The organism is Calothrix sp. FACHB-168, assembly GCF_963889195.1.
GTDB classification, from domain to species: domain Bacteria; phylum Cyanobacteriota; class Cyanobacteriia; order Cyanobacteriales; family Nostocaceae; genus Aulosira; species Aulosira anomala_A.
This window is the reverse complement of record NZ_CAWPNJ010000074.1, coordinates 155,596-182,027: the sequence shown is the minus strand read 5'-3', so window position 1 is coordinate 182,027 and position 26,432 is coordinate 155,596. Positions and strand designations below refer to the sequence as shown.

Sequence of the window (26,432 nt, the reverse complement as noted above, 5' to 3'; positions counted from 1 at the left end):
GATTTTAGATTTTGGATTTTAGATTCAAATACAATCCAAAAGACGCTCGCGGACTCGCTCTAAGGGAAGCTATGCCGTTGGCGAAGCCTCTCGTTCGCGTAGCGTCTCCCCTTGGGAGAAGAGAAGGCTTTACGCTACGCTAACGCAAATCCAAAATCCAAAATTGTTTCAATGCCCAATGCCCAATGCCCAATGCCCATCATTCATACCTAATCCCCGCATCCTTGAGGCGTTGAATTGCTTCGTGCATTCGCTCGTCAGATATGGTGAGGGCGATGCGAAAAAAGCCTTCTCCTGCGGCACCGTAACCGTTGCCTGGAGGCACAAGAATGCCGCATTTGTCAAGGAGAATGTTGACAAATTCTGTGGAAGTATATCCTGAGGGTACTGGAACCCAGACGTAAAGAGTCGCTTTTGGCGGTTGAATCGGCCAGCCTAGAGATTGCAGTCCTTTGACGATAATATCCCGGCGATTTTGGTATACAGAAATTACGGATTGCAGTTCTGATTCATTGGTAGAATAGGCTGCGATCGCACTCACTTGAATGGCTTTAAATACCCCAGAATCAACGTTACTTTTTACCTGTGTTAAACCTTTAATCCCCATAGCATTACCGACGACAAAACCAATCCGCCAGCCGGTCATATTGTAAGACTTAGATAAACTGTGAAACTCAATGGCTACATCCTTAGCACCGGGAATTTGGAGAATACTCGGCGGTTTATAGCCATCGTATGCCATTTCTGAGTAAGCGTTGTCATGGCATAGCAAAATATCGTATTGCTTGCAGAAAGCTACCAATTCCTCAAAAAATTCTATTGTTGCTAGTGCCCCTGTGGGATTATTTGGATAGTTAATCCACAACAGTTTTGCTTGACGGGCTACTTCTTCGGGAATCGCCGTTAAATCGGGTAAAAATTGATTCTCTGCCTTTAAAGGCATAGTATAGGGTTCCCCACCTGCAAATAATGTTGCAGTTCGGTAAACAGGATAACCAGGATCGGGTATGAGGGTGTAATCTCCTGCTTCCACAAAGGCGAGGAAGGTATTATGAATTGCTTCTTTAGAACCAATAGAAGACACAACTTCTGTATTGGGATTTAACCCAGCTACTCCAAACCGTCGTTCCATCCACTTAGCTGCTGCTTCCCGGAATGCTTGAGTACCTTGATAGGGGGGATAGTTGTGGGTGGAGGGATTATCTATCGCCTCATGCATTACTTGGAGTATATGGGCTGGAGTCGGTCTATCTGGATCGCCCACCGCTAAATTGATGATATCAACTCCCTGAGCTACGAGTTCATTTCCTTTGCGATTAATCTCAGCGAACAGATAGGGAGGAATTTTTTCTAGGCGTTTAGCGAAGTGCATGGCGAATTATCAAGAGTGCAAATGTTAATGCTCATTAGCACAGTTTACGCCAGAGGAGGGATCTAAATATTTAACTCACCCAAAATTGCCCTAGATGAGAGCAGTGGAGTTATTGGTGCAAGAGTTTTCCGAAATGAATATTGAGAATGCTGAAGTTATATAGCTCTAGGTAGAGAAAAAAAATGCCAATTCGCACAATAATTGATTGTTATCCCCAGCTCGGAACTAATTTAATTCTGCCGGCATCCATCTCTGCCATTAATAATTCCAGAGCTTCATAATCAACATCAGATATATAACCCATTTGTGTTAATTCTGAGTTGATTTCATTTTCAATTTCTGGGGTTAACTTTTTAATATCCAGAGCCTTTTCTACTAATTGCCGAATAACATGTTTAGTTCCCATAAAGTGTAAGCCAAATTGTATTTGCTCTTAATTATCCAAGATAAAGTTTGGTATAAAAAGTGATCTGAACCCATAATCCGTTGTGATCTAGGTCACAATGATATACCAAGGGACTTCACAATTAAACTCAGTATTTACCGATGTTCAGCAGAAAATTACCGGATTTTCACGGAAAGGCTAACCCGATTATAAATCAACTTCAACAGCAGACAAACTAACTTTCTCAGCATAGTTACTTATGTTAATCTGCTGCTATAGTTGACTATGTTGATTGTTTTTTAACTTTGAATAAAAAAAAGTATATATACATACAATTTCCCATGTATTTAGGACAATCTTTAAAAGACTACGTAAGTGAGTAAAGATTCAGCAAAGGAACATCAGACAATTGGCCGATGTAATGAAAAAAAGTTTATGTTCAAATACATCTCAGCTAGAGTTTACTGTTCAATAACTTTAATTAGGATTTGATTATGCAAGCGGTACTTACGTGTCCACAAATTACAGTTATTCGTCCCCAAGGTTGTCTCAATGCTACTAATGCGTTGGAATTTGAGCGGGAGCTGACTACCGCTTTGGCAAAGGACGATACCTCCACTTTGGTAGTGGACTTAGCAAAGGTAGAATCTTTAGACAGCGCAGGTTTGATGGCTTTAGTATCGGCTTTGAGGCTAGCGGGAACTTTAGGCCGAAGTTTGCGTCTAACCTCTGTTTCTGCGTCAATAAGAATTATTTTTGAATTGACACAATTAGACCAAGTATTTGAAATTTTTTAAATTAAATCTGGATAAACAGCAATATCGCTGAGGGAGATGGCAAAATATGGGAAACAAGGCAGGATTTTCGGTCTTGAATCCGTAATTTACCCGATCTCCCTCATCAAAGCTTCAACAAGCTGGCGGTTTGCTCTTCAAACTTTAATTTTCTCTGTATGTAACAGAATTGTAAGTTGCAGCGCATATTTCTGTGAAATGACCTAATCAATGCTATGTTTAGAGGTGAGTAGCTGTAATTAAGGTAGCTAGAAGATAGCACAGTGGCTGTTGCAGTTGAAAAATTAATCACACCGGATATTTTTAAGCCAGCGCGTTACTTAGGTAATGAGCGTTTAGCAATACACAAACCTTGGGAAACGGCAACAATACGCTGGGTGCTTACCTATCCAGAAGTATATGAAGTCGGCTCGTCCAACTTAGGACATATCATTCTCTATAACATTTTAAATGCCCAGCCGCGACAGTTATGCGATCGCGCTTACCTACCCGGCCCGGATTTATCAGCGAAACTCCGACAAACAAATACACCGTTATTTGCTGTCGAATCGAAGCGATCGCTGAATGAATTTGATATTTTGGGCTTTAGTCTCAGTTACGAGCTGGGAGCCACCAATATTTTAGAAATGTTGGATTTGGCAGGCATACCCCTAACCTGGCAAGAACGAACAGAGGGCAATTACCCCCTAATTTTTGCTGGTGGACAAACAGCAACTTCTAATCCCGAACCTTACACCGACTTCTTTGACTTTATTGCCCTCGGCGATGGAGAAGAACTATTACCAGAAATTGGCTTAGTTTTAGAAGAAGGTAAACAAGTCGGGTTGAGCCGGAAAGAATTGTTGCTGGACTTAGCCCAAATCCCAGGTGTATATGTACCCCAGTTTTATCAAATGGCAGAGGATGGTTCGGTACATCCGATAGAGCCAAATGTTCCCAAACGCATTTTGCGCCGGGTGGCTACCCCCATCCCGGCTTATTCCATTGGGCTAGTTCCCTACGTCGAGACAGTACACGATCGCCTAACCATTGAAATTCGCCGGGGCTGTACTCGTGGTTGTCGCTTTTGTCAACCAGGAATGCTTACCCGTCCCGCCAGAGATGTCGCCCCCGAAAAAGTCGTCGAAGCCATTGAAGCGGGAATGCGGGCGACTGGTTACAATGAATTTTCCTTGCTCTCCCTGAGCTGTTCTGATTATTTAGCCCTCCCAGCCGTGGGGATGGAAATTAAAAATCGGTTAAAAAATGAAAATATTACCCTGTCTCTCCCTAGCCAAAGGGTAGATAGATTTGACGAAAATATTGCCAATATCCTGGGCGGTACCAGACAAGGCGGGTTAACCTTTGCCCCAGAAGCGGGAACCCAGAGAATGCGAGATATTGTCAATAAAGGACTGACCAATGAAGAATTGCTCAGGGGGGTAAAAACAGCTTGGGAAAATGGCTGGGATAAAATCAAGTTGTACTTTATGATTGGTTTACCGGGTGAAACCGATGCCGATGTCGTCGGTATTGCCGAAACCGTCAGCTGGTTACAGCGTGAATGTCGAGGACAAGGTAGAAGACCGCTCAACTTTAATATTACGATTTCTAACTTTACGCCCAAACCCCATACCCCCTTCCAATGGCACTCAGTGGCGACAGCAGAATTTGCCCGCAAAAAGCAGTTATTGCGGCAAGAATTTCGCCGGATTAAAGGAGTCAAGCTAAACTTTACTGATATCCGGATTTCTGCAATGGAAGACTTTATAGGCAGAGGCGATCGCTCTTTAGGCAAAGTCCTCCGCCGAGCTTGGGAGTTAGGAGCAGGAATGGATTCTTGGTATGACAGTGTAGATAAAGCTTTTGCCGCTTGGGGGGAAGCGATCGCTGAAGCAGGTCTAGACTGGAAATACCGTCAAGTAGAACAGGGTGAATGGAACCTGTTTCATCAACAAGACAATCAATTAGAGAAGGCGGCGACGCTAAAAGACAACGATCGGGACAATTCCCTGTCAGCAACTTCCACCGTTTCCCCTTCCCATACAACCGCCCTTGATGTACCCTTACCTTGGGATCACATTGATACCGGAATTGACAAAAAGTGGCTGAAAGAAGATTTACAACGCGCCCTAGAAGCCGCAATTGTTCCAGACTGTTCTTTTGATGGCTGTTCTCATTGCGGTGTCTGTGGCACCGATTTTGGTCACAATATCGTCATCGAGCCACCGCCCATCCCGGAATTTGCTGGTGAGTTTGTGCCCAATACTACTAAAGTCCAACGCTTGCGCGTCTGGTTTGGTAAGCAAGGTGACATGGCTTTAGTCAGCCACTTAGATTTACTCCGCCTGTTCGATCGCGTGGTGCGCCGCGCTGGTTTACCCATAGCCTTTACTGGCGGGTTTCATCCCTCTCCGCGTATTTCCGTAGCTAATGCCTTAGCTTTGGGAGTAACAAGCAATGGTGAAATAGTAGATTTTGAATTAACGCAGTTAATGGCAGTGGAAACTTTCCGCGAACATTTAACTCAAGAATTACCCAAAGACATCCCTATATATGATGTCCAACAAGTGGATTTAAAAGCTCCTTCAGCTAGTCAAGCAATTGTCGCCGCAGAATATTTCATTACTGTGTCTACAATGACAGAAGTTACGCCTAGTCAATGGCAAAACTGGATTGAGCAAATTCAAGCTCAAACCGAAATTACTTACGAGCAAACCAGCAAATCTGGGAAAACCCAGGTAGTAAATCTGCGCGATCGCTTATTTGAACTGGAATTGATTGCTAGCGACAACAGCCCCACCGAGTCTACAGCCAAACTACGTTATTTAGGCAGCTGTCGTCCTGATGGCGTGTCGTTGCGTCCCGAACAAATTCTATTTATGTTAGAAATAGTAACAGGCTCAGAATTTGTTCTGTTGCACATCCAGCGCAATCGGCTAGTTTTAGGTATATAATCCGTCAAGGGTAACTGGCTAGTAGTTGCCCTAACTTGGTACATCGTGGGAATTGATTTTTGGCAAGGTTGCGTTAGAATGGGATGAAGAGAAATTTTCTGGCGCTGCATTGAATCAGCTAATTCACTACCCGATTCAGGGTCAAAAGCAAAAATATTAGAGTGCAACTTCTAGGATAGTATCCCGGAAAAACTGAGGCAGGTTAAAGAACACTCTCTCTATAGCTACTTAGTGAATTAGTCATTAATAACAGGCTCGTCGGCAACTCTTCCTCCATGCTTTTAAAACAACTGCTGAATACCTAATACTTCAACGTTAAAGGTATAGCATCAAAAATCAACCATAGATGGTTGATTCAATTGCTTAAACATATGCAGCCTTTTTGGAATAATAGCGCGTGGAAACGCCATCACACCTTCCCTAGCTCTTTAATTCAGAGCTTAGATTCACAAATTTTATTACCAGCAGCACCTTTTAAGGATTGCAGGGGCGAGAGGCATAATAAACCTCCTTTACCAGTTAGTGCTGCAAATTTTTGAGGAAATTGAATGCCAAAGCAAATTATTATCGCGGAACAGCATCAAATCGCGGCTGTCTTTTCGGAAGATCAAATACAAGAACTGGTGGTAGCCACAGGTCATCACCAAATTGGTGATATCTACCTGGGTGTAGTCGAAAATGTATTACCAGGTATTGATGCAGCCTTTGTGAATATTGGCGATCCAGAACGTAACGGTTTTATTCATGTTACTGATTTGGGGCCTTTAAAGCTCAAACGTACCGCCGCCGCCATTACAGAATTATTAGCACCACAACAAAAAGTACTGGTGCAAGTGATGAAAGAGCCAACGGGAACCAAAGGCCCAAGGCTCACTGGTAACATTACCTTACCAGGGCGCTATGTAGTGCTGATGCCCTATGGTAGAGGTGTCAACTTATCGCGGCGGATTAAAAGTGAAAGTGAACGTAACCGTTTGCGCGCCTTAGCAATTTTAATTAAACCTGCGGGAATGGGCTTACTAGTCCGCACAGAAGCAGAAGGTAAACCAGAAGAAGCAATCATCGAAGATTTAGAAGTATTGCAGAAGCAGTGGGAAGCAATTCAACAAGAAGCCCAATCTACCCGCGCACCAGCCTTACTGAATCGAGATGATGACTTTATTCAACGTGTCCTGCGGGATATGTACGGTGCAGATGTGAATCGGATTGTTGTCGATTCCAGTACCGGTTTGAAGCGAGTCAAACAGTATTTGCAAAACTGGAGCGGGGGTCAAACACCGCAGGGATTGTTAATCGATCACCATCGCGATCGCTCCCCAATTTTAGAATACTTCCGCATTAATGCTGCTATTAGAGAAGCCCTCAAACCAAGAGTAGACTTACCTTCTGGGGGATACATCATCATTCAACCTACTGAGGCATTAACAGTTATAGATGTTAACTCTGGCTCCTTTACACGTTCTGCCACAGCTAGAGAAACAGTGTTGTGGACAAACTGTGAAGCCGCCACAGAAATTGCCCGCCAAATGCGTTTACGTAATATTGCTGGGGTGATTGTAGTTGATTTCATTGATATGGAATCACGTCGCGACCAACTGCAAGTTCTGGAACACTTTAACAAAGCCCTGAAAGCCGATAAAGCCAGGCCGCAAATCGCCCAACTCACCGAGTTAGGTTTGGTCGAACTTACCCGGAAACGCCAAGGTCAAAATATTTACGAACTATTTGGTGAAACTTGTTCCCACTGCGGTGGTTTAGGGCATACAGTGCGTCTCCCTGGAGAAAGCGAAAACAGAATGCCGACACCCCCAGCAGAAATTCCCGATCGCTTTGTCTTACCCCATAGAGAGCCAAGAGAAGCAAGAGAACCCAGAGAAATCCGCGAAACCAGAGAAATCCGCGAAACTAGAGAACCACGGCTACCAGTTGCCCGGATTCCCGAACCCAGGGAAACATACGATGGCTTTGGCGAACCATTTGATACAGACTCAGACTTAAGTGCACTGAATCTGATGAATCATCCCAGCTATCAAGAAATGAGCGATCGCGATAAGCGCCGCACCCGTACTCGTCGCAGTCGCATTGGTATCGGTACTCCCAATGGCAAAGATGAACCCAGAGTAATTAACAGTCCACTCACTTATAATAGCGAAGCCGACTTAGATCTTGATGCTGATAACGAACTAGCAACAACATCAGAGATACCTGCACCTACCCTCAATAAACAAAGTTGGGGCGAACGGGGAGAACGGACGAAAATTACCAAAGTCGAGCCAGTCAAACCAGTGGTAGAACCACCGGAAATTAGGACTGTAGAAATGACCATAGAAGAGCAGGATGTTTTCGCTTTAATGGGTATTTCGCCTTTGGTGAAATTAGAGCGGGAAGTCAAAAATCCCAAATCTGTGATTATCAACATTGTCCAACCCGGACAAACGCCAACTGCATCCCCCGAACCAGTTTTAGAGCCAATTTCTGCTCCCCAGAAAACTAAAACTGAAGTTAGCGCCGTTAAATTAGCTGCACCACCAGTTGAAGTTGAACCACAACCTGTTTTACCCCAACCAGTAATCGAACCATCAGGATTTACGGATTTTGCTGATGAAGGGGAAGTAACTACTTCCACAGCCAGCCGTCGCCGTCGTCGCCGCTCTTCCGCCACTGACGGCAGTAGCTCCACCGAAGAAAGTTAATCTAAGTATGGTGAAAACCAGACAAGCTGCTGCAGATATTTGCTCCGTACCATCCCCCAGCGCATTCAATTGGCTGGAGTTATCTGACTTTTCAGGTACTTCAGCCATAGCGGGTGTAGATGAAGTGGGGCGAGGGGCGTTATTTGGCCCTGTAGTTGCAGCAGCAGTGTTACTACCTGCTGCTGCTTTGCCGGAACTAATCGCAGCTAAAATTAACGATAGTAAAAAGCTGTCTAGTTCCCGCAGAGCGCAACTAGCAAAGCAAATTTGTACCCTAGCAATAGACTGGAAAATTGGCTTCGCTACCACTGCGGAAATCGATCGCCTAAATATTTTGCAAGCTACATTGTTGGCAATGAAGCGGGCTGTGCTGAAATTGAAGGTACAGCCTGCTTTGTGCTTAATTGATGGTAATCAGTCAATCAAAGACTTATTGCTACCACAACAAACAATCGTTAAGGGAGATGAGCGATCGCTAAATATAGCCGCAGCTAGTATAGTGGCTAAAGTTTGGCGCGACGATTTGGTGCTGCGTCTAGCATCAAAATACCCCATGTACGACCTCACAAGTAACAAGGGTTATGGTAGCCAAAAACATTTACTAGCTCTGCAAAAATACGGGCCTTCGCCCCTGCACCGCAAATCTTTTCGTCCTTGTCAAATCTCATGTAGAGAAAAGACGTTTATTCCGGATTGAGAATTGGTAATTCTCCAGTGCGATCGCTCAGTCCTTGTTCTTTTGTTTGGACGCTCACCCAACGACGATAATCTGCCAACAATTGATGTAGCAATCTTTGCTTGACAGTCAACAGCACACTCTTGAGTAAACCATTACCAGTAGCTTCTAAAATTGGTTTAGGAGTAAAACAAAATGGTGGTGGTAATTCTACCTGTACTGCTAAATCCGCTTTGCCTTGTAGATGAGTTTCTGTATTGTGTTGTAATGGAGAGAGATAGCCTTTTAAATTCAGCGCAAAGCGTTGATTAATATAGTCAACACCCAGAATTTCACAACCTACAGAACGTAAATAAAGAGTTCCCTGGGAATCTGCCCATACTCTCATGTCTACAGTAGGTTGAATACTGAGTGACATAAAACTCAAAGGACGCATTTTCAAACGAAATACTTCTTCAGAGATTTGCTGAATGCGATTATTATCCACCAACGCATAAACTAGTCGCTGGGGTTGACGCAAGTAGTGCTGAATGGGAATAGGCTGCTTGGGAATAACTATTTCCACCGATTGAGAAGCAGTAAACTGGGTCGTCATGGGTAGTTATATATAATTTGTCATTTAATCTTTTTAGTTCTTTAAAAAAATTAAATTGACTGGTAAAAAGTTTAAACTTATTTGATTATAAAAATAATTGTTGCTAAAAAACTATCGCTTATGGGTAAAAACTTGATAATCTGATTACTATCTTTAGATAGAAAAATATATGCGTAGTCATTGAAATTAATGATTGACAAAATAGATAAACTATGTAAAGCCTGATGATTAATGAATAGTAAAATTACTCATTAATCCAGTGCAAGATTAAATCACAGGTTAAGAATTATCTATTTGTTGAAAATAGTTTTGGCAACCTAATTTACCCTTAGGGAACTCCAAAAAATAAATTATGCCAAATTGTAGGGGCGGGGTAACCCCGCCCCTACGAGTTGCGGGTTTGGTAAGTTACAGCAGTTTTCATGCATTTGAACCACAATCGTAGTAGGGGCACGGCACCAGTAAAATTATTGTATATATGAGAAGATTGTGGATGCCGTGCCCCTACAGTGTTGCCTATTTACCTGAAAATTGCTGTAATGATTGGAATATTTTTTTATTTGGAAATCCCTTAGTAAAAATCCTTACTCTCGTCCAGTATTTTATTGTTAATAGGAGTTTAGCAAATCAAATTCATTCTAGCCAGTTTTCAGTCATAAATAATATATGTAGCACTATCCCCGGCTATTTAAAATGTACCAGAACATCAATGTTGAGCATTTTTTGTCAATGTGTAAGTCCTATTAAATACTGACAAATTACAATTGAATTTCGGGAACTCTAAAAAATAAATATATTCCATTCAAGTCGTTGACTGTTGACGTTTCACTGTTAACAGTCAACACTCAACCGTGAACAATAACTTCGGGAATATTTTTTTACTTGCAAGTCCCTTCTCACCCTAGTTATCACTTCAAATCGCATTTTACAGCTAAAAACATGACATTATCCATCGCACATTTAGGCCCGCCAGGTACTTACGCAGAGCAAGCAGCTGTTATTTATGCTAACTGGTTAAAGCAAACTACAGGAATTGAAGCTACTTTATGTCCTTATCCTAGCATTGCCCAATCACTCCAAGCTGTTGCCCAAGGAAATACTCAATTAGCAGTTGTACCGGTAGAAAATTCCATTGAAGGTAGCGTCACCATGACAATGGATGCGCTGTGGATGTTGGATAGTTTGCGAATTCAGTTAGCGCTGATATTACCAATTACTCATACTTTAATTTCTTGCGCTACTAGTTTAGATGAAATCAAAACTGTTTATTCACATCCACAAGCTTTAGCACAATGTCAAGGATGGTTAGAGCAGTTTCTCCCAAACGTACAGCTAATTCCTAGCAATTCGACCACGGAAGCATTAAAGTTACTTAAAGAAGATACTACATCAGCTGCGATCGCATCTATGAGAGCAGCTGAACTCTACAATCTCCCCACATTAGCTACAGGTATCAACGATCGTCCAGAAAATTGCACGCGCTTTTGGGTAATCAGTCAAGGTGAAACAGACAATTCATACCACAAATCTTTAACCAGTCGGACTCATACATCCCTGGCTTTTAGTTTACCTGCTAATCTACCCGGCGCACTTGTCAAACCTTTGCAGATATTTGCACAATTAAACATCAACCTCAGTCGGATTGAATCTCGTCCCACAAAGCGATCTCTGGGAGAATATTTATTTTTCATGGATTTAGAAGCAGATGCGGATACACCGAAAATGCAATCTGCTTTGGCAGAATTAAACAGCTACACAGAAATCCTGAAAATTTTTGGTAGCTATAATATTCTGCCAATAGAAATTTAGCATGGGGCATGGGGCATGGGGCATTGATTATTTTTACACGCCATACCTTAAGAAAGTTTTCCTCATCGCCCTGATTCAGCAATGCTATGGTTTGCTATTGCTCTATAACTTTTGGTTAAATGTGTCTTTGAGAACAGTCCGGGCTGCTAAATGATTTCTAGTAGAAGTTAAGATTTCCGATTCCCGTTCTAGACGAGCAGCAGTATCTCGCATTTCTAACAATGATTGCTGTTCTGCGGCTACCCCATAAAGGTTACTAGCTACCCAATAAGATAATTCTGTGGGTAAATCGGGGACATCTTCTGGTAATTCAATATTTTGTTCTGTTAACTTGGCGGAAAGACGCACAACATCACGCAGCAGTTGTTCAACTTCAGACGCTAAAGGCCGTAAATCTTTGGTTGGTGCTTGATCTTCAATCCACTCAACTAAAGCTACGCGGTAAGGTTTTTCGCGCACATATTCTAAAATACGGAATCTTTGCTGACCTAAAGTTAACATCTTCATCCGGTCATCTGGCAGTCGCTGATAATGAATAATTTCTGCACAGCAACCAACATTAGCAATGGTTCCTTTGACTGGATCGACCATTAAAACACCAAACCTGCGATCGCTTTCCAAAATCGTGTTCATCATGATTCGGTAGCGAAATTCAAATATGTGCAGAGGTAATGGTCTGCTGGGAAAAAGAACTACATCAGGCAACGGGAACACAGGTAGTTCGCGAACTGCAATTCTAGATGAGGATGTCATAGTTACTTTGGTATAAAGTTAATCTCTAAGATTTAAAGTACTCTGCTTCTCCCGTAATTTGTTTTTATTCTATCATTTGTTTTGAATGCTAATTAAAAAGCCCTGAGGTAGATTACATCAGGGCAATGTCAATGTGAATACAAGGGTCATTGGTCATTGGTCATTGGTCATTGGTCATTGGTCATGTGTCATTTGTCAAGGTTAATGGCTATAGACTTTTGACTATGGACTTTTGACTATGGACTTTTAACTATAGACTTTTGACTTTAAAGCTTAACTTCGATATCTACACCTGATGGTAAATCCAACTTCATCAGCGCATCAATTGTTTTAGAAGAAGGTTGATAGATATCAATGATCCGGCGATGGGTGCGAGTTTCAAAATGTTCTCGGGAATCTTTATCTACGTGAGGCGATCGCAATACACAATAGATTTTACGTTTTGTCGGTAAAGGAATAGGCCCAATAGCTGTAGCGTTGGTGCGGTTAGCGGTGTCTACAATCTTCTCGCAAGATGTATCCAATAAACGACGATCAAAAGCTTGTAAGCGGATTCTAATTTTCTGCTGCTGTAGAGTTGCCATCTTTAGTTTTCTAGGTTCTGGTTAGTTAAGTTACTAGAAAGAACTGGAGACTGGGGACTGGGAAACGAATATTTCCATTCCCAATTGCCAATCCTTTCAACAAAGGGAAGATAAAGGAGCAGAGAATGATTGTGCTATCTCTGCTCCTTTTTAATGAGAGCTACAAACGGTGTTGCTATTTGAGAATCTTAGAAACAACACCCGCACCGATGGTACGACCACCTTCACGAATTGCAAAGCGCATCCCTTGCTCAATCGCGATTGGGTTGATCAATTCTACAGTCATTTTGATGCGATCGCCTGGCATTACCATTTCTGCTGCGCCGCCTTCATCGGAGGTAAAAGCTGTGATGGTGCCGGTTACATCAGTTGTCCGTACATAGAACTGGGGACGGTAGCCAGGGAAAAATGGAGTTTTCCGGCCGCCTTCTCCTTCTTTGAGAACGTATACTTCACCTTCAAATTGAGTGTGAGGTGTAATTGAACCGGGTTTGGCAATTACCATTCCCCGTTCAATATCAGTTTTCTGAATACCCCGCAGTAGTACACCTGCGTTATCCCCAGCCATACCTTCTTCGAGACTCTTCTTGAACATCTCGATACCAGTTACGGTAGTGTTACGAGTGTCTCTAATGCCTACTAATTCAACGTTATCACCAACTTTGACTTTACCCCGTTCAATCCGTCCGGTAGCAACTGTACCACGACCTGTGATGGAGAATACGTCTTCTACTGCCATCAAGAAAGGCTTATCTACATCACGCTCAGGAGTAGGAATGTAGGAGTCTACAGCATCCATCAAGGCGTAGATTTTATCTACCCAGGGGTTTTCACCGCGTTGGGTCTTAGGACTCTTGGTCATTACTTCCAAAGCTTGCAGACCAGAACCTCTAATAATGGGGATGTCATCACCAGGGAAATCGTAGCTGGTAAGCAGTTCCCGCAATTCTAATTCCACTAGTTCCAACAGTTCTTCGTCTTCCATCATGTCTTCTTTGTTCAAGAAGACAACCAAGCTGGGAACGCCTACTTGTTTTGCTAACAGGATGTGTTCGCGGGTTTGGGGCATAGGGCCATCGGTAGCAGCTACTACCAGAATGGCTCCATCCATTTGTGCTGCACCAGTGATCATGTTTTTCACGTAGTCAGCGTGTCCGGGACAGTCTACGTGAGCATAGTGGCGCTCAGTGGTTTCATACTCAACGTGAGCTGTGTTGATTGTGATACCCCGCGCCTTTTCTTCGGGTGCGTTGTCGATTTGGTCGTAGCCTTTAGCTACTGCTTGGCCCAGAGCCGCCAAGGTCATGGTGATAGCTGCTGTTAATGTTGTTTTACCGTGGTCAACGTGGCCAACAGTACCGATGTTAACGTGGGGTTTATTCCGTTCAAACTTTGCGCGTGCCATGAATGCTCGTTTCCTTTTTTAATTAAGCGTTCCCTTTGCTTTTAGCGATGATTGCCTCAGCCACGTTGCGAGGCACTTCTTCGTAGTGGCTAAACTCCATTGAGAAGATGCCCCGACCCTGGGTTTTAGACCGGATATCGGTGGCGTAGCCAAACATTTCTGCTAATGGGACTTTAGCAGTCACTTTAGCAAGACCTTGCTCAGATCCCATACCCTCAATTTGTCCGCGACGGGAATTGAGGTCACCCATGACATCGCCCAGGAAGTTCTCTGGAACTTCGACTTCGACTTTCATCATAGGCTCTAACAGGACAGGCGAAGCTTTGGTTACTGCTTCTTTCAACGCCATAGATCCGGCGATTTTGAAAGCCATTTCTGAAGAGTCTACATCATGGTAAGAGCCATCTACCAATGTAGCTTTGACATCAATGAGCGGATAGCCAGCTAAAATCCCAGATTCGCAGCATTCTTTCATTCCTTGCTCTGCGGGGCCGATGTACTCTTTCGGTACGACACCACCCACAATCTTAGAAACAAATTCAAAGCCGCTTCCTGGTTCGCCTGGTTCCAAATCGATCACTACGTGACCGTATTGACCCTTACCACCACTTTGGCGGATAAATTTACCTTCGATTTTGGAGACTGCTTTACGAATTGTTTCGCGGTAAGCTACTTGGGGCGCACCCACATTTGCTTCCACTTTAAATTCACGTAACATCCGGTCTACCAGAATTTCCAGGTGTAGCTCTCCCATCCCTGCAATCACTGTTTGGTTGGTTTCAGGATCGACGTGGACGCGGAAGGTCGGGTCTTCTTCTGAAAGCGATTGCAGTGCCTTGGATAATTTATCCATGTCATTCTTGGTTTTGGGTTCAACCGCCACCGAGATTACAGGCTCAGGGATGAATAGAGATTCCAGAATTACTGGCGCTCCTTCATCAGTAATGGTGTCACCTGTTAGGGTATCTTTCAAACCCAACGCTGCACCTAGGTCTCCAGCCCTCATTTCTTCGACATCTTGTCGTTCATCCGCTTTCAAAATTACGAGGCGGGAGATCCGTTCTTTCTTATTCTTGGTCGCGTTGAGAATGTAACTACCTTTCTTCAGGACACCTGAATAAACGCGCACAAAGGTTAGGCGACCGTATGGGTCAGCCATAATCTTGAATGCCAGAGCTGACAAAGGTTCGTTATCATCAGCACGACGCTCAACGGTATCGCCGTTGGGTAATGTACCTTGAATTGCGGGTACATCAATTGGTGCTGGTAGGTAATCTACAACCGCATCCAGCATCAGCTGTACGCCTTTATTTTTAAAGGCTGAACCGCACAGCACAGGCACAATTGTACCCGCGATGGTTCCTTTGCGCAGAGCAGTTTGAATTTCCGCTTCTGTAAGTTCTTCGCCCTCGAAGTACTTATTCATCAAATCGTCATCGGTTTCTGCTACTGCTTCGATGAGTTTGGCTCGGTATTCTGCTGCTTGCGGTTGCAAATCTTCGGGAATTTCAGTGTCCTGAATATCTGTTCCCTGATCGTTGTTGTAAATATAGGCACGCATCCGTACCAGGTCAACGATACCTTTAAATTCAGTTTCAGCACCAATTGGTAGTTGAATGGCGATGGCGTTAGCTCGCAAGCGATCGCGCATTTGCTCGTGAACTCTATAGAAGTTCGCGCCTGTACGATCCATCTTGTTGATAAAGGCGATGCGCGGTACTTTATAGCGATCTGCTTGTCGCCATACTGTTTCTGACTGGGGTTGTACGCCACCTACAGAACAGAACACGGCGATTACACCATCCAACACACGCATGGAGCGTTCAACTTCGATTGTGAAGTCAACGTGACCTGGAGTATCGATAATGTTTATTTGATGATCTTTCCAGCTGGTACTGATAGCTGCTGCGGTGATGGTAATTCCTCTTTCCCGCTCTTGCTCCATCCAGTCTGTGACGGCGGTTCCTTCATGGACTTCGCCAATCTTATGAATTATCCCAGAGTAAAACAATATTCTCTCTGTTGTTGTTGTCTTGCCCGCATCTATATGCGCCGCAATGCCGATATTGCGTACTCTCTCTAGCGGGATCGTGCGTGCCACAGTAGCCTCCTATAGTTTTCGCCTCATGATATCTTGTATATTACTCTTTGTTAAGATTCTATACTTTTACGGAAAACCGTCTTTTTTTTGAAACCCGCGATATATCGTTACCAGATACACGATATACCGCTTTTGGATTTAGTAACGATAATGAGCAAAGGCTTTGTTGGCTTCTGCCATGCGGTGTGTTTCTTCCCGCTTACGAATAGCATTTCCGGTTTCGTTGGCTGCATCCATTAACTCATTGGCTAATTTGCCTGCCATTGTACGTCCGGGTCGAGAACGAGAAAATTGTACCAGCCAACGTAGTGCTAGGGTAGTACCCCGTTCGGAACGCACTTCCATTGGTACTTGGTATGTAGCGCCACCTACTCGGCGGGCTTTGACTTCTACTAGAGGCGTTGCATTGCGCACTGCTCTTTCAAAGGTTTCTAACGCTGGATTACCAGTGCGTTCTTCAATTGTTTTCATGGCATCATAAACGATGCGTGCCGCTAGTGATTTTTTTCCATGACGCATTATGCGCCGCATTATCATGCTAACTAGGCGACTATTATAAACTGAGTCAGGCGGAACTGGGCGCCTTTGACTAACACCACGACGAGACATACTTCACCCTTAATTCGGTTTTGGCAACGAAATTATATGCTATCAGACACCGGAAACTAAAAGCGGTACGAACCGCCGCTCAAACTTCCTGAATTTTTCTTTTACAGATGCAGCCAGGTCAACCTAATTCACTTGTTACCCGACTTCAGATAAACAAGGCGACAACAGTAATAAACCTTAATATCTAGATTAAAGCGTTGCTGTCACTTTACTTTAGATTCTGGTCAAAAGTTTTGACACTTGCTCGCTTAGTGCAAAACTTGATTTGTTGACACAGACAAAAGAAGTATAACTAATGCTGCGGCGAATGCCTTTTTTTGTTCGGTGCGTCTTTTGCAACCAGACGATTAATCGTATATTTTGATGCGATTAACCGCCTAGTGACTATTTTTTCGCTTCTTTGGGACGCTTGGTTCCATATTTGGAACGTCCTTGCTTGCGGTCTTTGACCCCGGCTGTATCTAAGGTGCCACGGATAATATGGTATCTCACGCCTGGGAGATCCTTAACCCGACCACCGCGAATCATCACAACAGAGTGTTCTTGGAGGTTGTGACCGATACCTGGAATGTAAGCTGTGACTTCAAATCCAGATGTTAGCCTGACTCTTGCCACTTTGCGGAGGGCTGAGTTAGGCTTTTTAGGAGTAGTCGTGTATACTCTGGTACATACACCCCGGCGTTGGGGGCATTGCTTCAGAGCGGGAGACTTGGTTTTCTGACGCGCTTTTTCGCGTTCATTACGTATGAGCTGCTGTATAGTTGGCATGAGTTACAGCGCGTGAAGCTGCTTAGGGTCTAAGTTTTAACAAATCCTAATTATAACTTTTTTTAGGATTTCATGTCAATTGGTATTTTTGAGGGATTTTTGGGTCTGGGAATGTTCTGAATTATTGATGATTGACTATAGATTCTGGATTCATTTCAAAAGAATTTCCACAACCACAAATAGCGATCGCCTGAGAATTTTGGAAGCGAAAGCCCCCACCCATGAGATCTTCTGAATAATCTACTGTTAAGTCATTAATATATTTTAAACTATCGCCATCGATTACTGAGGGAATGCCATTGAGGTCAAAAGTGCGATCGCCTACTTTGACGGTTTCATCAAAAGACAAATCGTAAAACCAGCCAGAACAACCACCAGACTTAATTGTTAATCGAAATAAAACATTTTGTGGCTGTTTTAATTTTAGCCGCCTGATTTCACTGGCAGCTGCGGGACTCAACTGAATCATAAAACTTATTTTGAGACATTTTCAACCCGATCTTTAGAGTATTACAGAATGGGGCATTGGGCATCGGGCATGGGGCATGGGGCATGGGGCATTGGGCATTGAGAAGAAAACGACTATTGCCTTCTTAACAACTGACAACTAACAACTGACAACTAACCATAACGCAAAATCCCACCCGACAAGCAGATGGGATGAGTGGAAATAATTTTAATTTAAGAGGATTTAGCGACTTTGTTCGCCAGTGCGGGCGTAATCATCTTGATAGCGAATGATGTCGTCTTCGCCCAAGTACTCGCCATTTTGGACTTCGATTAAAACCAAGGGAATCACACCAGGGTTTTCTAAACGGTGGGCTGTACACTGAGGTACATAGGTAGATTGATTATTGGTTAATAAAATTTCGCGATCGCCACACAATACCCTAGCCGTACCACAAACAACAATCCAGTGTTCGCTGCGGTGATGGTGCATTTGCAGGCTGAGGCGGTGTCCTGGCTTAACTTCAATGCGTTTAATTTTATATCCTCGTCCTTCTTCCAACACTGTGAAAGAACCCCAAGGGCGTAATTCTGTAGCTGCAACGCCTCTAGAAGTCACAGATGAAGGTAAAGGAAGAGTGTTAGTTTGGGTTGTTTCGGAAATTTGAACCATAGTAACCTCATTTAAAGACATTAAAAACCGTCTGTACTCTAAGAACCATTGATGAGAACTCTGGTGTTACCGTGTAGTTGCGAACATCAAGAATTGAGTCGTACCTTGCCTACCATAACAAAGAGAAAAATATAGTGCAGGAAATGTGTTGAGTAGGCACAGAGGAGGGAGAGGGGGGACAAACAATTCAAAATTCAAAATTCAAAATTCGCGCATTAAGAATTCTATTTGACTTTTGCCCAATGCCCAATGCCCCATGCCCAATGCCCCATGCCCAATTCCTTACTTTTGTTCCAAGAAAATACCAATACCGTTGTGGACGCGGGCAGCAGTATTAGGGGAACGGTCAAGCAATTGCCCACCTAGATAAAGACTGGTGGAACTGCCACCGTCTAAATTGAGAGCATCTACACAACCTAGAAGTTGCATGAGTTGAGCATGTTCCGCTAAAGTTGGGCCGGGGCCGCCTGCACGGTTGTGTGTGGCTGTAATCATCAATTGACCTGTACTATTGGTACAGATACCACTGCGAATTGCTTTTTCCGCAATAAAGGCATCACTGAATCTTTCGGCTTTACCATCAAGGACAATTTGACGATTTTTGATGAGTAGCGGCCCTGCACCGATAATGTTGGGATAACGACTAAATTCACTAGAAATTGTGGTGCTAGTAATGTTTAGTACGGTACCTATTGGTAATTGGGCAGCAGTATTGACAGCGTTACCTCGAAAAACAAGCAGGTAGCCATCAGGGGGAATAGGAAAGCTTGTTTGCCCAGCTTTACCACCCGGTAATTGAGTGATAACTTGCTCTTTCTGGACTGTCAAGATGATTTCGTTATCTGAAAGGGGGGTGTAAGACTGTCCCCAAAGCCGAGTGTAACGGGCTATACCGCTTTGAATATAGGCACTGTTAAGGAATAATATTGGCGATCGCAGATTATTCGCTGTTGTTAATGTTTCTTGTAAGGTGAGGCGATCAAAGTAAAATTCTCCGGCATCATTCCAAGCGATCGCGCCTCGGTTTAAGATCGGCCCGGATATCCATTGACCATTTTGGCGAATTGCACCTAAAGGTAAGCGATTATTGCGGTTAAAGTAACCAGCATTAATGGCGGCTGCGGCTGAATATCTCGGTGCGATTTGCAGTAAAGGCGCTGTTCCTTCTACTGCATTGGGATTGCTGCGAATGGGTTTGAGGGTTAATCCAAAGGCGCGGGGATTAATTTCTAGCCAAACCACTGGAAAGCGTTCTTTACCTAAATTAATTATCTGCTGTCGCCATCGTAATCCCCTAGCCCAGGTAATATCTTTTGCTACTAGTGCATCCGGTCGCACATCAACGATTAGGCGATTGGGGTTAGCAACAGTAGTAATTCTGGGTGACATCCCAAAAGGAATGCTCAAACTAATGACTGTTTGATTGTTGACTACCTCCACTTGCTTAATCAAAGGTTCTGGTGCAGGTAATAACTGTTTGAGCGGATTTGGTAATGGTGCTGGTAATGGATCTGGTAATGGCGCTGGCGGTAAGGGACTATACCGTTGTATTAAAGCTGGATCGGCTATCCCATCGATGGTGATTTTCCAGATGCGATTGGGAATTTTAGCAGGTTTAGCCGTTGGCGTATCTGGATCTTGAGGACTTTTAACGGGTAACTCTTGTCTAACTTGCCAAGGTGCGGGACGATCGAGATTTACAATCAAACGAGCCTCCTTTGGAGGAGCTTCGCTAACGCCAAAACTTTCTTGATTTTGTGAGATTTCTCTGACATTGGCAGTAGGGGTAGAAATCACCAAAATGTTGCCATTGGCTTGGATTTGCCATCCTGCTGTCTGCACTAAATTTGTAATATCTAAATAGCGGTATCCTCTTTGCAGCCAAGCATTTAAAGAAATTTGGGTGTTAGTGGGTGAAAACCAATCTATTGGTTGTTCGACAGGATTGTTAGTATTTAATAAATCCACTCCGATTAATTGCCGGAGTGCGCCGTCACTGATGTAAATTGTCGGTTGATCTGCGTTTCCCGGACGCTGTAACCAAGCGCCTGCAACAGTCCGACCATTCAGGGAAATTTGATTGCCATAGATGATACCCCCAGATCCGGGTATTGTAGAAACCTCTGGTTTTACATTTGGTGCGGGGATATTGCTTGTTGGTATCTCTTGGGCCCTGGTAAGACTGGTAGTATATAAACACAGTGCCGTAACAACTACAGGTGAGATATAAGTCAGAAACCATCTGCTATAACCCTGGTTGACAATAGCGTAACTGTATTTTTGGCGATCGCAATTCGGCATTTTTAACATTATTTACGAGATACTTGGAAAAGTGTTCACCCAAGATATAGGTTCACTTATGATGCAGAATTATTAAACAATCACGAGCTGAGTTGGAAATAAAAGTGATAGTATATATAATGGCTCGTTATCTCTTGTAGACGAAAATAACCATTTCTTCATAAAACTACTGCAACTCAGTGTTTTAACTGGCACTTTCAGCAGCCCAAGACAATCGTCATGGTAATTAATGCTGGATTGAATTATTCCCTCCTCACCGATGTTTGCTACTGTTGCTACTTGAGTGAGGTATAGCTAGTAGTGACGCCAGTGGCAATCAATAAAATCAACAAAAATTTTAGATACCAAGAGCAATATTTAGGAAGTGTCAAATGGGCATATAGTGGAATAGGCTGAATTTTCTGACTGTATTCAGGTAACTTCAGCAACTTTGCTGTCAGGTTGGTAATAACTACCTTTACCTGAAAAATCACTGTCATCGGGAAAAGAATTGAGAAAACACTTAGCTTCACGATATAAATATAAAGCTAATAGTTGAAAAGTAATTTAGCTAACTCAGCATAAACACATAAAAATAACGCGAATATTTTAACACGGGTAAACCTAATATATAGAACCGAAGTTAAATTTTTCCCCTAAATTTCGGTGTTGATATTTTTCCCCCATTGCTCAAGGTTGAGAAGTTTTTCTCACAAGCAGCAGCAAAATTCGTAACTCAGGATTTCAGGAACAGTCTATGAATAATCAACCAAGGAAGCAAGTGCAGAATATGACATTTTCAGATACTGACTCACAGGGTAATTACCAAGGACAAAGGTGGTTAGTTGAGGAACGAGATGCTTGTGGTGTTGGGTTTATCGCCCATCGCCTAAATTCTGCCAGCCACGAAATTGTGGACAAAGCTTTAACAGCTTTGACTTGCTTAGAACACCGGGGTGGTTGTAGTGCCGATCAAGATTCAGGGGATGGTGCAGGGATATTGACTGCTATACCTTGGGAGTTGTTCCAAGACTATATCCCCAGGGGGACAGAATCTAACTCTACCAGCAATTTAGCAGTAGGGATGATTTTCTTACCGCAAGAAAGCGAAGCCGCGCAAAAATCGCGGGTAATGGTAGAAAAAATTGCGGCTGAAGAAAAATTAACTGTATTGGGATGGCGAGTAGTCCCCGTACAGCCAGATACTTTAGGGATACAAGCGAAAGAAAATCAACCCCAAATAGAACAAGTCTTTTTATCTGCGGCGATAAGCGGTGAAGAATTAGAAAGGGCGCTATATATTACCCGGCGGCGGATTTTTAAAGTTGCTAAAAGCATTTCCGAAGACTTTTATATCTGCTCCTTGTCGAGTCGCACAATTGTTTATAAAGGAATGGTGCGTTCGGCGGTATTGGGAGAGTTTTATCTAGATTTAAAAAATCCTGCTTATAAAAGTGCTTTTGCTGTTTATCACCGCCGCTTTAGCACCAATACCATGCCTAAATGGCCTTTAGCTCAACCCATGCGGTTGTTGGGTCATAATGGCGAAATCAACACTTTGTTAGGCAATATCAACTGGATGATGGCGCGGGAAGCGACTTTAGCCCATCCAGTTTGGGGCGATCGCATTGAAGAATTCAAGCCTTTAGTGCATATTGACAATAGCGACTCAGCTACATTAGATAACGTCCTCGAACTCTTAGTGCGATCGGGACGTAGCCCCTTAGAAGGTTTGATGATGCTAGTTCCCGAAGCTTATCAAAATCAGCCTTCTTTGCAAGATTATCCAGAGATTACCGATTTTTACGAATATTACAGTGGTTTGCAAGAAGCGTGGGATGGCCCAGCACTATTGGTATTTAGTGATGGGCAAAAAGTAGGCGCAACCTTAGATCGTAACGGTTTAAGACCTGCACGTTACGTCATCACTAAAGATGATTACATCGTCGTTGCTTCCGAAGCTGGTGTAGTAGATCTCCCTGAAGCAAACATCGTAGAAAAAGGTAGACTCGGCCCGGGGCAAATGATTGCCGTGGATTTGACTACCAATGAAGTGCTAAAAAATTGGGAAATTAAACAACGGATTGCGAAGCAGCACCCCTATGGGGAATGGTTGCAACAGCACCGTCAAGACCTAAAGACATTGGTAAACGGTCATTTGGGAAGTACCAATGGTAATGGAAATGGTGTAGCGAATAGTAATGGCAATGGGCATGTTGCTAATAACAACGGACACATCACCCCAGAAAAGACAATAGATAGACAAACCTTGCTACAACATCAAGTAGCCTTTGGTTACACCACAGAAGATGTGGAAATGGTGATTCAACCAATGGCGATGCAAGGTTCAGAACCCACCTTCTGTATGGGTGATGATATTCCTCTGGCGGTGTTGTCAGAAAAACCCCACTTGCTGTATGACTATTTCAAACAGCGCTTTGCGCAGGTAACTAACCCGGCGATTGACCCCTTAAGAGAAAAGCTAGTGATGTCTCTCAAGGTGGAACTGGGCGAACGGGGTAACTTATTAGAAATCAAGCCAGAATATGCGAAAAGAATCAAACTCGATTCGCCCGTACTCACAGAAAAAGAATTAGCGGCGATTAAACTTTCCGGCTTTGCAACGGCGGAATTATCAACATTATTTGAAATTGCTTCCGGGCCAGAAGGCTTAAAAGCAGCCGTGGAGTCATTACAAGCTAAAGCGGCGGAATCAGTGCGGGCGGGTGCAAAAATTTTGATATTGAGCGATCGCTCTCCCTTAGGCGCAGAATACAGCTATATTCCCCCTCTGTTAGCAGTTGGTGCAGTTCACCATCACTTAATTAGTCAAGGCTTGCGGGTGAAAGCCTCGCTGATTGTCGATACAGCCCAATGTTGGAGTACCCATCACTTTGGCTGTTTGATTGGCTATGGTGCTGGTGCTGTTTGTCCTTACATGGCTTTAGATACCGTCCGCGATTGGTGGTCAGATCCAAAGACACAGCAATTTATGACCAGAGGTCAGATTGCGACGATTACCTTAGAACAAGCGATCGCCAATTATCGCAAAGCTGTAGAATCTGGTTTACTGAAAATTCTCTCGAAAATGGGAATTTCTCTGCTGTCCAGCTATCAAGCAGCCCAAATCTTTGAAGCCATCGGTATTGGTGGCGATTTATTAGCACTCGGATTCAAAGGTACAGCTTCCCGCATCGGTGGTTTGAGTGTTAGTGAATTGGCGCAGGAAATTCTCTCCTTCCACCACAAAGCTTTCCCCGAACTGACAACCAAGAAATTAGAAAACTTAGGCTTTGTGCAGTATCGTCGTGGCGGCGAATACCACATGAACAGCCCCGAACTAGCCAAAGCATTGCATAAAGCTGTAGATGGGAAGCAATACGACCATTACGAAGTTTATAAACAACACCTGCAAAATCGCCCAGTCACCGCCTTACGTGACTTGTTAGACTTCCAAAGCGATCGCCAATCCATTCCTTTAGAAGAAGTCGAGTCAGTTAGCGATATTGTCAAACGCTTCTGTACTGGGGGAATGTCTTTAGGTGCGTTGTCTAGAGAAGCCCATGAAACTTTAGCGATCGCCATGAATCGCATCGGCGGTAAATCTAACTCCGGCGAAGGTGGCGAAGATCCAGTCCGTTACAACGTCTTGGATGATGTGGATGAATCTGGTCATTCGCCCACCCTTCCCCACCTCAAGGGATTAAAGAATGGTGACACAGCTTCCAGTGCAATTAAACAAGTAGCATCCGGACGCTTTGGTGTGACACCCGGTTACCTAGCCAGCGCCCAGCAAATTGAAATTAAAATTGCTCAAGGTGCAAAACCAGGGGAAGGCGGACAATTACCAGGGCCAAAGGTAAGTCCTTATATCGCCATGTTGCGGCGTTCCAAGCCTGGTGTCACCTTAATTTCCCCACCACCGCACCATGATATCTACTCCATTGAAGACCTGGCCCAGTTAATTTTTGACCTGCATCAAATTAACCCGAAAGCCCAGGTATCTGTGAAGTTAGTCGCAGAAATCGGTATTGGTACCATCGCCGCAGGTGTAGCGAAAGCTAACGCCGATATCATCCAAATTTCCGGTCATGATGGCGGTACAGGTGCTTCACCATTGAGTTCGATTAAACACGCTGGTTCACCGTGGGAACTCGGATTAAGCGAAGTTCATCGCGTACTCATGGAGAACAGTTTGCGCGATCGCGTAATTCTGCGTGTTGATGGCGGTATCAAGAGTGGCTGGGATGTCCTCATTGGTGCCTTGATGGGCGGCGAAGAATTTGGTTTCGGTTCCATCGCCATGATTGCGGAAGGCTGTATTATGGCGCGGATTTGCCATACAAATAACTGTCCTGTAGGTGTCGCTTCCCAAAAAGAAGAACTCCGCAAGCGCTTCTCCGGTATGCCTGAACATGTTGTGAATTTCTTCTACTTTATCGCCGAAGAAGTGCGCAGTCTGTTGGCGAAGCTAGGTTACCGTTCCCTATCGGAAGTAGTTGGACGCGCAGACTTATTGAAAATGCGCGAAGACATCAAACTCACCAAAACCGAATCAATCAACCTCAACTGCTTGCTTCAGTTACCAGATACCAAAGAAAATCGTAGCTGGTTGGTGCATGAAGAAGTTCACAGCAACGGTGCAGTGATCGATGATGAATTACTCGCCGATCCAGACATTTTAGCGGCGATTCGTCATCAATCGACAATCTCCAAAACCGTGAAAATAGTCAACACCGATAGAACCGTGGGTGCGAGATTATCCGGCGCGATCGCATCTAAATACGGTGATAGCGGCTTCGCAGGACAAATTCATCTCAACTTCCAAGGTAGTGTGGGGCAAAGTTTTGGCGCTTTCAACCTACCCGGTATGATTCTCCGTCTCGAAGGCGAAGCCAACGACTATGTAGGTAAAGGGATGCATGGTGGTGAAATCATCATCAAACCCCCAGCTAATGCTAGCTATGACCCAGCACAAAACGTCATTGTTGGCAATACCTGTCTCTATGGTGCTACCGGTGGCGTGTTATTCGCCAACGGTTTAGCCGGAGAACGGTTTGCGGTGCGTAACTCCAAAGGTGTCGCCGTGATTGAAGGCGCTGGCGATCACTGCTGCGAATACATGACAGGTGGTGTAATTATCGTCCTTGGTAAAGTTGGACGCAACGTTGCGGCGGGGATGACAGGTGGATTAGCTTACTTCTTAGATGAAGATGGTTCCTTCCCCGAATTAGTGAACAAGGATATTGTCAAGATTCAACGAGTTAGCACCGAAGCAGGTGAGAAACAACTCAAAGAATTAATTCAAACACATTGCGATCGCACTGGTTCGCCTAAAGCAAAATTAATTCTGCAAAATTGGCAAGAATACTTACCTAAATTCTGGCAATTAGTACCACCTTCTGAGGCTGATAGCCCAGAAGCTAATCCTCAAATTAAACAATTGAGTGCAGTTTAGGGATTAAGTTTGTAGTCAGGACTAAGTTTCTGGCTACAAACTATTGTGAATATCAAATTAAAAAGGGACACAGGTAAATATCAATTTATCTGTG

18 protein-coding genes are annotated in these 26,432 nt (G+C 43.8%); 6 read left to right on the top strand and 12 right to left on the bottom strand.

Features of this window, described 5'->3' with window-relative positions; all coding sequences use genetic code 11:
• Positions 1-199 precede the first annotated feature (199 nt).
• Together AACW45_RS34025 and AACW45_RS34020 are read right to left on the bottom strand one after the other, a co-directional pair.
• Entirely contained in the window at positions 200-1,372 is a 1,173-nt protein-coding gene (locus AACW45_RS34025; protein WP_190630240.1) for a pyridoxal phosphate-dependent aminotransferase, read from the bottom strand.
• A gap of 208 nt (positions 1,373-1,580) precedes the next feature.
• Entirely contained in the window at positions 1,581-1,778 is a 198-nt protein-coding gene (locus AACW45_RS34020; protein WP_190540890.1) for a hypothetical protein, read from the bottom strand.
• A 473-nt stretch (positions 1,779-2,251) separates the two neighbouring features.
• Here AACW45_RS34020 and AACW45_RS34015 point away from each other — a divergent pair, with 473 nt between their 5' ends.
• The 4 genes from AACW45_RS34015 (at position 2,252) to AACW45_RS34000 (ending at position 8,877) form a co-directional block, all read left to right on the top strand.
• Positions 2,252-2,554, top strand: coding sequence for an STAS domain-containing protein (locus AACW45_RS34015; RefSeq protein ID WP_190630238.1), 303 nt, complete (start codon positions 2,252-2,254; stop codon positions 2,552-2,554).
• A gap of 260 nt (positions 2,555-2,814) precedes the next feature.
• A complete protein-coding gene (locus AACW45_RS34010; RefSeq protein WP_190630236.1) occupies positions 2,815-5,487 on the top strand; it encodes a TIGR03960 family B12-binding radical SAM protein in 2,673 nt (890 codons plus the stop codon).
• 548 nt (positions 5,488-6,035) lie between these two features.
• The gene (locus AACW45_RS34005; protein WP_190630234.1) at positions 6,036-8,180 is read left to right on the top strand and encodes an Rne/Rng family ribonuclease; all 2,145 of its coding nucleotides are present in this window, start codon (positions 6,036-6,038) and stop codon (positions 8,178-8,180) included.
• Positions 8,181-8,187: 7 nt separating this feature from the next.
• Positions 8,188-8,877 carry a ribonuclease HII gene (locus AACW45_RS34000; protein ID WP_190630232.1) on the top strand — a complete coding sequence of 230 codons (690 nt, stop codon included), beginning with the start codon at positions 8,188-8,190 and terminating at the stop codon, positions 8,875-8,877.
• Here AACW45_RS34000 and AACW45_RS33995 read toward each other — a convergent pair.
• Positions 8,864-9,451, bottom strand: coding sequence for a DUF1997 domain-containing protein (locus AACW45_RS33995; protein WP_190630230.1), 588 nt, complete (start codon positions 9,449-9,451; stop codon positions 8,864-8,866). The two genes, AACW45_RS34000 and AACW45_RS33995, sit on opposite strands and share 14 nt — an antisense overlap.
• Positions 9,452-10,390: 939 nt before the next feature.
• On the opposite strand from AACW45_RS33995, the gene pheA reads away from it, so the two are divergent.
• Positions 10,391-11,260 carry a prephenate dehydratase gene (pheA, locus tag AACW45_RS33990; RefSeq protein ID WP_190630228.1) on the top strand — a complete coding sequence of 290 codons (870 nt, stop codon included), beginning with the start codon at positions 10,391-10,393 and terminating at the stop codon, positions 11,258-11,260.
• A 102-nt stretch (positions 11,261-11,362) separates the two neighbouring features.
• Here the strand turns inward: pheA and AACW45_RS33985 are convergent, their stop codons facing one another.
• From AACW45_RS33985 to AACW45_RS33945, 9 genes are all read right to left on the bottom strand, one after another.
• A complete protein-coding gene (locus AACW45_RS33985; protein WP_096645619.1) occupies positions 11,363-12,013 on the bottom strand; it encodes an LON peptidase substrate-binding domain-containing protein in 651 nt (216 codons plus the stop codon).
• Between the two features lie 266 nt (positions 12,014-12,279).
• Positions 12,280-12,597: a 30S ribosomal protein S10 gene (rpsJ, locus tag AACW45_RS33980; RefSeq protein ID WP_010998474.1), complete on the bottom strand. Its 318-nt coding sequence runs from the start codon at positions 12,595-12,597 to the stop codon at positions 12,280-12,282.
• A gap of 175 nt (positions 12,598-12,772) precedes the next feature.
• On the bottom strand, positions 12,773-14,002 hold the full coding sequence (gene tuf, locus AACW45_RS33975; protein WP_190630226.1) for an elongation factor Tu: 1,230 nt from the start codon (positions 14,000-14,002) through the stop codon (positions 12,773-12,775).
• Positions 14,003-14,024: 22 nt separating this feature from the next.
• Entirely contained in the window at positions 14,025-16,103 is a 2,079-nt protein-coding gene (gene fusA, locus AACW45_RS33970; protein ID WP_190630224.1) for an elongation factor G, read from the bottom strand.
• Between the two features lie 138 nt (positions 16,104-16,241).
• The gene (gene rpsG, locus AACW45_RS33965) at positions 16,242-16,712 is read right to left on the bottom strand and encodes a 30S ribosomal protein S7 (protein WP_096645622.1); all 471 of its coding nucleotides are present in this window, start codon (positions 16,710-16,712) and stop codon (positions 16,242-16,244) included.
• A gap of 384 nt (positions 16,713-17,096) precedes the next feature.
• Entirely contained in the window at positions 17,097-17,480 is a 384-nt protein-coding gene (rpsL, locus tag AACW45_RS33960) for a 30S ribosomal protein S12 (RefSeq protein ID WP_086687982.1), read from the bottom strand.
• Positions 17,481-17,601: 121 nt separating this feature from the next.
• Entirely contained in the window at positions 17,602-17,949 is a 348-nt protein-coding gene (locus AACW45_RS33955; RefSeq protein WP_190630222.1) for a HesB/IscA family protein, read from the bottom strand.
• Positions 17,950-18,171: 222 nt separating this feature from the next.
• A complete protein-coding gene (locus AACW45_RS33950; protein ID WP_096645624.1) occupies positions 18,172-18,600 on the bottom strand; it encodes a phosphomannose isomerase type II C-terminal cupin domain in 429 nt (142 codons plus the stop codon).
• A gap of 282 nt (positions 18,601-18,882) precedes the next feature.
• Positions 18,883-20,910 (bottom strand): phosphodiester glycosidase family protein, encoded by a 2,028-nt coding sequence (locus AACW45_RS33945; RefSeq protein WP_190630220.1) that lies wholly within the window; start codon positions 20,908-20,910, stop codon positions 18,883-18,885.
• 727 nt (positions 20,911-21,637) lie between these two features.
• Between AACW45_RS33945 and gltB the strand changes: the two genes are divergently transcribed.
• Entirely contained in the window at positions 21,638-26,338 is a 4,701-nt protein-coding gene (gene gltB, locus AACW45_RS33940; protein ID WP_190630218.1) for a glutamate synthase large subunit, read from the top strand.
• Positions 26,339-26,432 lie beyond the last annotated feature (94 nt).

Bases quoted from the DNA above. Each gene is read 5' to 3' on its own strand.
- AACW45_RS34025 (WP_190630240.1), bottom strand. From the start codon at position 1,372: ATGCACTTCGCTAAACGCCTAGAAAAAATTCCTCCCTATCTGTTCGCT.
- AACW45_RS34020 (WP_190540890.1), bottom strand. From the start codon at position 1,778: ATGGGAACTAAACATGTTATTCGGCAATTAGTAGAAAAGGCTCTGGAT.
- AACW45_RS34015 (WP_190630238.1), top strand. From the start codon at position 2,252: ATGCAAGCGGTACTTACGTGTCCACAAATTACAGTTATTCGTCCCCAA.
- AACW45_RS34005 (WP_190630234.1), top strand. From the start codon at position 6,036: ATGCCAAAGCAAATTATTATCGCGGAACAGCATCAAATCGCGGCTGTC.
- AACW45_RS34000 (WP_190630232.1), top strand. From the start codon at position 8,188: ATGGTGAAAACCAGACAAGCTGCTGCAGATATTTGCTCCGTACCATCC.
- AACW45_RS33995 (WP_190630230.1), bottom strand. From the start codon at position 9,451: ATGACGACCCAGTTTACTGCTTCTCAATCGGTGGAAATAGTTATTCCC.
- pheA (WP_190630228.1), top strand. From the start codon at position 10,391: ATGACATTATCCATCGCACATTTAGGCCCGCCAGGTACTTACGCAGAG.
- AACW45_RS33985 (WP_096645619.1), bottom strand. From the start codon at position 12,013: ATGACATCCTCATCTAGAATTGCAGTTCGCGAACTACCTGTGTTCCCG.
- rpsJ (WP_010998474.1), bottom strand. From the start codon at position 12,597: ATGGCAACTCTACAGCAGCAGAAAATTAGAATCCGCTTACAAGCTTTT.
- tuf (WP_190630226.1), bottom strand. From the start codon at position 14,002: ATGGCACGCGCAAAGTTTGAACGGAATAAACCCCACGTTAACATCGGT.
- rpsG (WP_096645622.1), bottom strand. From the start codon at position 16,712: ATGTCTCGTCGTGGTGTTAGTCAAAGGCGCCCAGTTCCGCCTGACTCA.
- rpsL (WP_086687982.1), bottom strand. From the start codon at position 17,480: ATGCCAACTATACAGCAGCTCATACGTAATGAACGCGAAAAAGCGCGT.
- AACW45_RS33955 (WP_190630222.1), bottom strand. From the start codon at position 17,949: ATGATTCAGTTGAGTCCCGCAGCTGCCAGTGAAATCAGGCGGCTAAAA.
- AACW45_RS33950 (WP_096645624.1), bottom strand. From the start codon at position 18,600: ATGGTTCAAATTTCCGAAACAACCCAAACTAACACTCTTCCTTTACCT.
- AACW45_RS33945 (WP_190630220.1), bottom strand. From the start codon at position 20,910: ATGTTAAAAATGCCGAATTGCGATCGCCAAAAATACAGTTACGCTATT.
- gltB (WP_190630218.1), top strand. From the start codon at position 21,638: ATGAATAATCAACCAAGGAAGCAAGTGCAGAATATGACATTTTCAGAT.